We start from the raw sequence: 9,221 nt of genomic DNA on the forward strand, positions 1-9,221 counted from the left end.
GGTCCCGCAGGCGCTCAGCCCGAGGGGACCGCCGGGACGGGCGCGGCCGTGGACCGCTCCTTAACGCGCAGGCGGGTGACGCGGGTCCAGGCCGCCACCGCCTTCAGCGCGGAACCCGCGGCCAGTCCCCAGGCGGCGCCCAGTGCCGACCCGCTCAGCAGGTATCCGCCGAGCATGAGGACGACCGAGAGCAGCGAGAACACGACCTGCACTGACAGGGTGCCGCGCGGGCTGAGCACGCGCAGGGTCACGAGCGCGCAGGTGCCGAGGCCCATCACCGCGTACTGGGCACCCGAGGCGGGCAGCAGTGCGGAAGCCGACTGCCAAGTGGCGCCGAGGAGTTGGCGTCCCACGTCGTCAGGCAGGGCGTAGAGCACCAGTCCCCAGGCGAGGCCGACGGCACAGAGCACGAGGCCGAGCACGGCGGCGGCGCGGGCGGTGGCCCGGCGGCCTCTCAGACGGCCCAGCAACGGCGGCCCGAACGCGTTGACCGAGTTGAACAGGACGTTGAGCGGGCCGAAGAGCGTGGTGGCCCCGCGCAGCGCTCCGACCGCCAGCGGGGCGGCGAACAGCCCGAGTCCCAGCACGGCGAGCTGGCTGGAGGCGTTGCCCACGGCGAACTCCACCACGAAGCGCTGTCCGAGGTGGCCCCGGCGCACATAGGGCCGCAGGTCGGCCCGGGTGCCACGGACATGGGGCCACAGCAGGCGCAGGCCGAGCAGCAGCGCCGGCACGGCCGACACTCCCCAGACGGCCACGAGCAGTCCCGGCGCGGTGTGCCAGGGCTGGAACAGCAGCGCGGGCACCACGCACACCAGGCGCAGGCTGTCGGCGGCCAGCGCCAGGCCGGGGCGCCGCAGGGTGGAGAACGCGTACCGCAGACCGTCCTGCACCAGCACCAGCGGCAGGACGAGCCCCAGGGCGAGGAAGGCTCCGCCCGGCCCGGCCCAGCCACCGGTGGCGGCGGCAGTGACCGCACCGACGGCGGCGAGCAGGGCCCCGACGGCGGTGGCGGCCAGAGCGGTGAAGGAGACCGAGGACCGGCAGGCGGCCCTGGTGGGCGGGGTGTCGTCCCGGGTGAGGACGACGGCCTGGCCCACGTACGCCATGTTGAGGCCGAGCAGTACCGTGAAGGTCAGGTAGACCATCGAGAAGGTGGCGAACCCGTGCACGGTGGAGACGCGGGCTGCGATCACCAGCACGGCGATGTTGGTGAGGCTGGACGCCGCCTGATCCAGCACGGAGGCGAGCGCGGCCGTCGAACGCCGGGATGCGCGCGGCGGGTCGGACGTCTGCGGCTGCTTCTCCTCGGCGGTCACCTGTCCCCCGAGTGGACGGTGCGCAGTGCCACCGTGTCACTGCCGTCGCCGTCGAGGTGTCGCTCGGGCTCGGGGTGGGCGCTGGACGGAGCGGGGCGTGCAGCCGAACTCCCGTGCTCGAGGCGCCGGTTGTCGCGACGGGCGGCAAGGGCCGATGTGCCCCGGCGCGACTTGGTGTGCGTCACCGCACCGAGCACGGTGCCGCCCGCACCGACGATCAGCTCGCGGATGCGGACGAGGTCGGCGCGGTGCACAGTGCGCGGGTCACACACGATGAGCACCCCGTCGACGCGGTCCACGAGGGCGAGGGCGTCGGCGTAGGCGAGGACAGGCGGGGCGACGACCACGACGGTGGCATCGGGATCGTCGGCCTCGGCGATCAGCCGGGTGGTCCGGGCGGAGGTCAGGGCACGCGCGACGTTGCGCACTCGCTCGCCGGGGACGAGATTGAAGACCCCGGACTCGCCCGCGTCGACCACGAGTTGGCCGTGAGCGGGCCACTCGCCCTCGGCATGTTCACCGGTGCGGCTCCAGCGGGGCCGGGAGACGGCGGACACGTCGAGCCGTTCGGACAGGGACGGTTTACGCAGGTCGGCCTCGACGAGCAGCACGTTCTTGCCGGTCTCGGCGAAGGAGGCGGCGAGGTTGACCGCGACGGCCACGCTCGACGCCATGGAGCCACGCGGGGCTACGACGAGCAGACGGCGCCTGTCGGCGAACCTCTCGTCGTAGGCGAGCCGGAAGGCGATCGAGCGGTATTCCTCCGCCGCCAGGGAGTCGGTGCGGCCGACTACCAGGGCCCCCGCCGAGCCACGCGGCAGCACGCCGAGGACGGGACCGCGCACCGCACGGGCCACGTCACCGGCCGAGCGCGGCGCGGGGTCGAAGACCAGGCGCACCCAGGCGCCGAGCAGGCCGAGGCCGACGCCGACGAGGCCGCCCAGGCCGAGCGAGAGCGGCAGGCCCGGCCCGTCGGACGAGGCGGGGACGGTGGCGTTGCGGATCACGTTGCCGGGCGTCATGTCGAGCGCCTTCAGACTGGTGATCTTGCCGCGGAGATCGGTGATGCGGTTGAGCAGGTTGGCCTGCACCGCGTAGGCGGAGTCCGCGGCGGAGCCGTCGGGCAGTGCCTTGAGCTGCTTGGAAAGTTCGTCGTTCTGCTTGGCGACGGGGTCGAGTTGGTCCTGCAGGCTCTTGAGCATCGACCCCCGGATGGACTGCCACTGCTCCTTGCGCAGGTCGATGTAGGACCGCGTGAGGGCGTTGGCGCGGCTCGCCGCGTCCTTCGGGTCGGAGGCGTTGTACGTGAAGTGCAGCACCAGGGTCTGCGGCGGGTTGGTGACCTGGAGCCCGCTCTGCAGCTGGTCGACCTCGTCCGCGCCCATCCCGAGGCGCTTCGCGGCGTCTTCGGCGACCTTGCGGCTGAGCGCCGTCTGCCGCTCGGACCCCATGTTGAGCGCCTTGTCGCTGGAGAGGGTCGGCGCGAACGGGTCGGTGGTGGGGGCGCGCAGCACGATGTCCGTCGTGGCGGCGTAGCTGTCGGCGCCGGTGATGCCGAGCCAGGCGCCGCCCAGCAGTCCGACGACAACACCCCCGCCGATCAGCCACCGGTAGCGCAGCAGTTGGCGGAACTGCTCGCGCAACTGCTCCGGCTCGTCCTCCCCCCGGACCGTGACGTGTGTGTCGTTCACCTGCCAAGTCCCCCCAAAGCCTCTTCGACCAGCGCGTCCATCCGTGCGAGACCCGCCTCCCGCGACAGATGAGCAGTCACATGGCGCGGCCCCGCCGCACCCAACTCATCTGCCTTCACTGGATCTTCCGCAAGTCTACGCACCGCCGACAAGAACTGATCGGGATTCTCCGGTTCGACAAGCATTCCGGCACCGGAGCGCAGCACTTCGCGGGCCGTCCCGCCCTCGGTGGCGACGGAGGCGACGACCGGGCGGCCGGCCGCGAAGTATGAGGTGAGCTTGGAGGGGACGCTCATGTCGAGGACGGAGGCGCGCTGGGTCACGGCGAGCACGTCGGCCGCGGCCAGCACGTCGGGGAAGTCGGTGTCGGCCACGGGAGGCAGGATCTCCAGGTTGGGCAGTCCCTCGGCACTCCGGGCCAGGTGCTCGCGCTGGTTGCCGTCGCCCATCAGGACGATCCGGGTGGCCGGATCGCGGCGGGCCGCCTCCACCAGCACGTCCAGCCCCTGCTTGAGGCCCATGTTGCCGGAGTGCAGGACCACGGTCTGCTCCGGCCGCCAGCCGAGGCGCTCACGAGTGTCCGCACGGCGTGCCGAAGGAGCCTGTATGTGCGACCAGTTGGGGACCACGCGGATGCGTCCGGGATCCACGCCCATGGCCTGCACCCGCTCGACGAACGTCTCGTGGATGACACCGACGAGCGTGGCTCGCCGCAGCACCCACGACTCCGCACGCTCGGCCAGCTCGGCGGCACGGCCGCCGCCCCGGATGCCGGACTGCGCGGCGGCGGCGCCCATGAGGTCCTGCACGACCGGCACGTACGGGGCGTGGTGCCGGGCGGCGATACGGGCGCCGAGCACTCCCCCGGCGAGGCTGGGCAGTTGGGCGAACACGGCGTCGACGCGGCCGGTGCGGGGTGGCGCGACGAGACCGTGAGCGAGGATCGAACTCTCGAACAGGGCTCTGCGCAGGGCGCTCTGGTGCGGTGGGACGCTGTGCCGTCGGCGGTGCACGGTGACCCCGGCACGCTGCTCGGTGGCGCGCCACACCCTGCGGTAGGCGGGGTCGAGGCGCCAGGACGGGTAGTGCGGGAGCCCTGCGAGGACGTGGGTGTCATGGCCGCGGCTCGCCCAGTGCTCGGCGATGCCGGTGGCGTACGGGCCGATACCGGTTTGCTCGGGCGCGTAGTTGGTGGACACCAGGAGCAACCGGCGTCCGGACGCGGCGACTTCGCCCTCAGGGCCGGTGAGCGCGGTGACGTCAGGCTCGGTGGTGCGCTGCGTCGAGACGGAGCCGGTCGTGAAGGCAGTCCCGCTCCCGCCCCGATCGAGACGTTCATCGTGGGTATGTGTCACGCGACGAAAACCTTCCCCCCGGCCGCCTCTGCGGCCTCCCCTGTGTGTCCACGTCCAACGGGACCCCCCCGGTCCCCCGCACTGGTCGGAAGTGAACCTGAACGCACCCACATTGTTCACCCTCCGGGCACCGAGCATGAACGCTATCGTCAAAGTCCGCACATCACCCACAAAGGGGTGTGCATGGGGGACACCATCGATCAAGGGGGGCATCTGTTGCCATCGAGCAAGCCGTATCGCGTGGGCTACGCACCGGGCGCCTACGATCTCTTCCACATCGGGCACCTGAACATCCTGCGCCACGCGCGTGCCCAGTGCGACTACCTGGTGGCGGGTGTGGTCTCGGACGAGATGGCCGAACGGGCCAAGGCCAGGCGGCCGATGATCCCGCTGGTCGAGCGACTGGAGATCGTCCGCAGCATCCGGTACGTGGACGCCGCGTTCGTCGAGACCGTGCCGGACAAGCTGGAAACGTGGAAGCAGGTCCGCTTCGACGTGCTGTTCAAGGGAGATGACTGGCGCGACACGCCGAAGGGGGAGCGACTGGAGCGGGACTTCGCCACGGTGGGTGTGGACGTCGTCTACTTCCCGTACACCGTGCACACCTCGAGCACCCAGCTGCGACGTGCCATCGACGCCCTCGACGGGACGCGGTTCACCGACGAACTGCGGACAGCTCCCGGAACCACTTGGTGAGGAAGGCGACGAGGAAGAGCGCGGCGGCGACGGCAAGGACGGTGTAGGCCCACCGGAATGCGCTGCCGCCGCCGAGCAACAGGAAGACCAGGCAGAACACCCCGTGGTCGACGGGGAGGAGGGCCACGGCGCGTGCCGTGGAGGGCGCGGCACGCTCGCCCCCGGCCGCCTTGGGCTTGAGCTGCTCGGTGAGCAGCCCACCGAAGAACGTGACGACGGCGGCGAGTTGGAAGCCGAGCGGCACCAGCAGCCAGCCGTCGGCCACGGTCCCGAAATGACCGGGGTGCCGGTAGAAGGAGATCAGCACGGCGGTGTGCAGTGCGGTGATCTTGGCGCAGTCGACCACATGGTCGAGCCATTCACCCGCCGCGCTGCCGCCGCCGCGCAGCCGGGCGAGCTGGCCGTCCGCGGAGTCGAAGGCGAAACCGACCGCCAGTCCGAGCCACACCATGAGGCCCGCAGCCCAGGTGGGCGCGGCGACCGCCGCCGCAGCGACCGCCGCGAAGCTGAACACCGCACTGATCATGGTGACGTGATTGGGCGTCAGTCCCAGCCGGTACGCCCCGGCGGCGAGGTACCGGCCTGCGGGCCGGTTCACGAACCGCGAATACAGCGATACGCCCTTCGCGCTCTTCTGCGCGGACTTCAGCCGTATCAGCGCGGACGTCGTGCTGCTCATCGATCCCCCGAACCTCATGACCTCACCGGTCGCTCCCCTGATCCACATCATCACAGGTGACAGCGCGCAATGACGAACGATCGGAAAACTGACCGGAAGTGACGGGCGTCGTCGCGGCGACGGATGCGGACCAGGGTCCGGCGGACCCGACCACGCTCGGCCCGAGCAGCAACGCAACCGCCGGCGTCCCCGCCTACGTCGTTGCAGGGTTCGGCACTGCCAGCCAGCCCCGAACAAAGATCCGGACCATTCCCGGGCCGGCCTCCCGCCGCTCACATCGATTGTCATCAATCTCGCCGGTCAAAGCGGGCGCGAGCCATGTACCACCAGCAGACGAAGAAATTGCTAGTCACTCTCCGGCGCAGCACCCTCGGATCGGACGCAAGCGGCGCTGCCGAGAGACAGCGGCGCCAACGGAATCTTGTGGAACCTCAACAAGGCGGCAGAGTGAGCGACGCCGTCCCTCCGCAACACCTGACTCGACCGCCAGCCAGGTCAGCATCGGTCCGGACGCCACCGGACCTGCAAACGCCTCCGCAAGCCCCGAAGCTGGGAGAAGAGCCCCTCACCCGAGCATGACGGGGCGTCAGCAAAGTCAGCATTAGGTCAGCAAGAGTCCTGCCACAGCTGCCCACAGACAGCCACACCGTGGAATCGCCAACCGCACCGGCCTGACTCAGCCGGTTGTTTGGACGCCTCCCGGCAAGCAGGTGGAAGACAGTGGGACTTACCCGGCCGCCTTCCGCCTGTGGCCACCGACGCTGACGCGTTCCCGCAGGTCAGCGCACCCTTCCCCGCGGCTTCAACGGCACCGGCGGCAGTTCCGGTGCGGGCAGTGGCGCCCCGTCGTACCCCTTCACCTCCCCGAACCGGGAGCCTTCCATCCAGTCCCGACGCGCCTGCACGATCTCCTCCTGCGACCGTCCGATCCAGTTCCAGAACATGATCAGCTCCTCCTCGAAGGGTTCGCCGCCCAGGAGCATGAGGGAGGCGTCCGAGTCGGCGCGGAGGGGGAGTTCCGTACGGCCGCAGCCGAGGTAGAGCATCGAGCCGGGGAGGACGGGGACGCCGTCGACGTGGGCCTCGCCGGACATGGAGAGGACGGCGTACTCGAAGTCACGGTCGAGGGGGAGGCGTACGTCGGCGCCGCGGGCCAGGGTCAGGTCGGCGCCGACGATCGGTGTGAAGGTCGTGCCGGGCGACGTCGCGCCGTCCAGGGAGCCGAGGATCAGCGTCGCGCTCAGGCCGGCGGCCGTGACGACGGGCAGTTCGGCGTGGTGCTCGAAGCGCGGTTCGGTGTGCCGGTGGCTGTCCGGCAGAGCCACCCACAGCTGGGCTCCGTGCAGGAAACGGGCGTGCGTCTTCGGGCTCTCCTCCGAGTGGCTGATGGCCCGGCCCGAGGTCATCAGGCCCAGTTCGCGCGGGCGGATCGTCTGGAGGCTGCCCGTGGAGTCGCGGTGCAGCACCTCGCCCTCGTGCAGCCAACTCACCGTCTGCAGACCCATGTGCGGGTGCGGCGGCACCTGCATGCCGGGCTCGTCCGCGATGTCGTCAGGGCCGTAGTGATCGACGAAGGCCCACGCCCCCACCATGCGGCGGCCCAGGTTGGGCAGTAGACGCCGCACCTCGGTGGACTCGCCGAGCTTCACCCGGCGGGGGCTGAGGAGTTCACGCACCGGTTCGGCCACCACGAAGCCCCGGCCGCCGCACACCGTGGGCACCGCCTCGCGATCAAGATTGCTCATGCCCCACAACCTAGACCCGTCCGCCTCCCGCCGTCAGTCCCTCCCCCACCTGCCCCCTCCGCTCCTCCGCCCCTCCGCCCCGCGAAAACAGTAGCCATGGATATAGTAGCCATGTACATTATGTGCATGAGTTCGGCTTACGAAGGCGCGACGCCCGGTTTTCTCGTCTGGCGCCTGTCCATGAAGTGGCGGGTCGCCGTCGACCGCGCGGTGGCCCCCCTGGGGCTGACCCACGCGCAGTACGCGCTGATGGGGTCGCTGTACGGCATGCACCGGGCCGGCCTGCGGCCCAGTCAGCGGCAGCTCGCCGACCACACCGGCCTGGAGGCCCTCTACGTCTCCAAGCTGGCCCGCGCCCTGGAGACCGCCGGGCTCCTCGAACGCACCCGTGACCCCCGCGACCCCCGCGCCGTACAGCTGGCGCTCACCGAACAGGGACGCGAGGTCGCCCAGCGCGCGATCGAGGTCGTCCAAGGGCTGCTGCGACAGCTGTTGGAACCGCTCGGCGGTCTCGACGGCACCCGCACCCAGGAGTTCACCCGCGACCTGACCGCCCTGCTCGACGTACCGCTCGACCCCCTCGCGAGGACGTCCACGGACCCATCCACCGCACACGAGAAGGAGCAGTCATGACCACCACCGCACCCACCGCGCCCACCACGCCCACCCTCAACGGCCGGGTCATCGGCCTCGCCCACTACGCCGGTCGCGCGATCCTGGAGAGGGTGCTGACCGGCTATGGCCTGACGTTCCAGCAGTCGGTGACCCTCCGGCTCGTCGCCGTCGTCGACGAACCCCTCGACCGTGACCGGCTCGTCGACCAGGCCGTCGACTCCCTCAAGGTCGAGGAGGCCGAGATACGGGGCGTCGTCGAGGAGTTGGTCTCCGCGAAGCTGGTGGAGGCGGACGCGGAGCAGCCGTCCCGGCTGAGGATCACGGACGCCGGACGGGACGCGTTCACCAGGTCCGCCGCCGAGACCGCGCCCATAACCGCCCGGATCTACGCCGGCATCCCCGCCGAGGATCTGGCGGCCGCCGGTCGCGTACTGAACCTCGTCACCGAGCGGGCCAACGCGGAGCTGGCCGCCATGAAAGAGCCGACCGACATGAAGTAGTGGAATATTCAACAGCCAGTGGGGGTTGTGGGCCGTCGAAGGAGGTCATCAGTGGACACGACGTACTACGACCACGGAACACCCGCCGAGCGCTGGGAGCGCGCGCGGATGTTCTTCGACGCCAAGGACTACGCCGCCGCCGCGCGCGTCCTCGGCCCACTGGTCGAGGAGGTGCCGGAGCAGACCGGCCCCCGGCTGCTGCTGGCCCGCGCGTACTACCACTCGGCCCAACTGCGCCGCGCGGAGGCCGAGTTGCGTGTGCTCGTCGAACGGGACCCCGTGGAGCACTACGCCCGGCTGATGCTGGGCCGCACGCTCGAGCGGCAGGCCCGGCACGACGAGGCGGCATCCCACCTGCGGATCGCCTCGGCGCTCGCGGGCGACTTCGAGCGGCTGTAGATCGAGCAGATGTGAAGCAAGCGGCTGTAGAGCAAGGCGACTTGTGATTCGAGCAGCTGACACTCGCGCGGCCGCGAAAGGCCAGCATACGGAGCGAGGGGGGGCGGGCGGGGCGGGGGCCCCCCCCCCCGACAAGCGCGACTGGGGTGGCCCGGGAAACTCCCCGCCGGCCCCCTGCCCCCCCCCCCCCCCCCCCGCGGCCTACATAACACCCAACCCCCC

General features: G+C 70.8%; 9 protein-coding genes. 4 read left to right on the plus strand and 5 right to left on the minus strand.

The window, feature by feature from the left end:
• Positions 1-14 precede the first annotated feature (14 nt).
• From ACWD26_RS40390 to ACWD26_RS40400, 3 genes are read right to left on the minus strand one after another with little or no spacing between them, the layout of a single operon-like run.
• Entirely contained in the window at positions 15-1,319 is a 1,305-nt protein-coding gene (locus tag ACWD26_RS40390; protein ID WP_451278125.1) for a hypothetical protein, read from the minus strand.
• The gene (locus ACWD26_RS40395; protein ID WP_451278127.1) at positions 1,316-3,010 is read right to left on the minus strand and encodes a lipopolysaccharide biosynthesis protein; all 1,695 of its coding nucleotides are present in this window, start codon (positions 3,008-3,010) and stop codon (positions 1,316-1,318) included. Before ACWD26_RS40395 ends, ACWD26_RS40390 begins: the two co-directional genes overlap by 4 nt.
• Positions 3,007-4,212, minus strand: coding sequence for a glycosyltransferase family 4 protein (locus tag ACWD26_RS40400; RefSeq protein ID WP_451278140.1), 1,206 nt, complete (start codon positions 4,210-4,212; stop codon positions 3,007-3,009). The genes ACWD26_RS40395 and ACWD26_RS40400 overlap by 4 nt, the downstream gene beginning before the upstream one ends.
• A gap of 336 nt (positions 4,213-4,548) precedes the next feature.
• Here ACWD26_RS40400 and ACWD26_RS40405 point away from each other — a divergent pair, with 336 nt between their 5' ends.
• Entirely contained in the window at positions 4,549-5,061 is a 513-nt protein-coding gene (locus ACWD26_RS40405; RefSeq protein WP_451278129.1) for an adenylyltransferase/cytidyltransferase family protein, read from the plus strand.
• On the opposite strand, the gene ACWD26_RS40410 is transcribed toward ACWD26_RS40405, so the two are convergent.
• On the minus strand, positions 5,021-5,740 hold the full coding sequence (locus tag ACWD26_RS40410) for a CDP-alcohol phosphatidyltransferase family protein (protein ID WP_451278131.1): 720 nt from the start codon (positions 5,738-5,740) through the stop codon (positions 5,021-5,023). The two genes, ACWD26_RS40405 and ACWD26_RS40410, sit on opposite strands and share 41 nt — an antisense overlap.
• Before the next feature lie 779 nt (positions 5,741-6,519).
• Complete coding sequence (locus ACWD26_RS40415; RefSeq protein ID WP_451278133.1) at positions 6,520-7,485, minus strand: pirin family protein; 966 nt, start codon at positions 7,483-7,485, stop codon at positions 6,520-6,522.
• 126 nt (positions 7,486-7,611) lie between these two features.
• On the opposite strand from ACWD26_RS40415, the gene ACWD26_RS40420 reads away from it, so the two are divergent.
• Genes ACWD26_RS40420 through ACWD26_RS40430 form a run of 3 tightly spaced genes read left to right on the plus strand, consistent with a single transcriptional unit; the run spans position 7,612 to position 8,999 of the window.
• Entirely contained in the window at positions 7,612-8,118 is a 507-nt protein-coding gene (locus ACWD26_RS40420; protein ID WP_451278135.1) for a MarR family winged helix-turn-helix transcriptional regulator, read from the plus strand.
• Entirely contained in the window at positions 8,115-8,600 is a 486-nt protein-coding gene (locus ACWD26_RS40425; RefSeq protein ID WP_451278137.1) for a MarR family transcriptional regulator, read from the plus strand. The genes ACWD26_RS40420 and ACWD26_RS40425 overlap by 4 nt, the downstream gene beginning before the upstream one ends.
• 51 nt (positions 8,601-8,651) lie before the next feature.
• Positions 8,652-8,999 carry a tetratricopeptide repeat protein gene (locus ACWD26_RS40430; RefSeq protein WP_451278139.1) on the plus strand — a complete coding sequence of 116 codons (348 nt, stop codon included), beginning with the start codon at positions 8,652-8,654 and terminating at the stop codon, positions 8,997-8,999.
• Positions 9,000-9,221 lie beyond the last annotated feature (222 nt).

The sequence above is a fragment of the Streptomyces sp. NPDC002787 genome, from assembly GCF_053592095.1.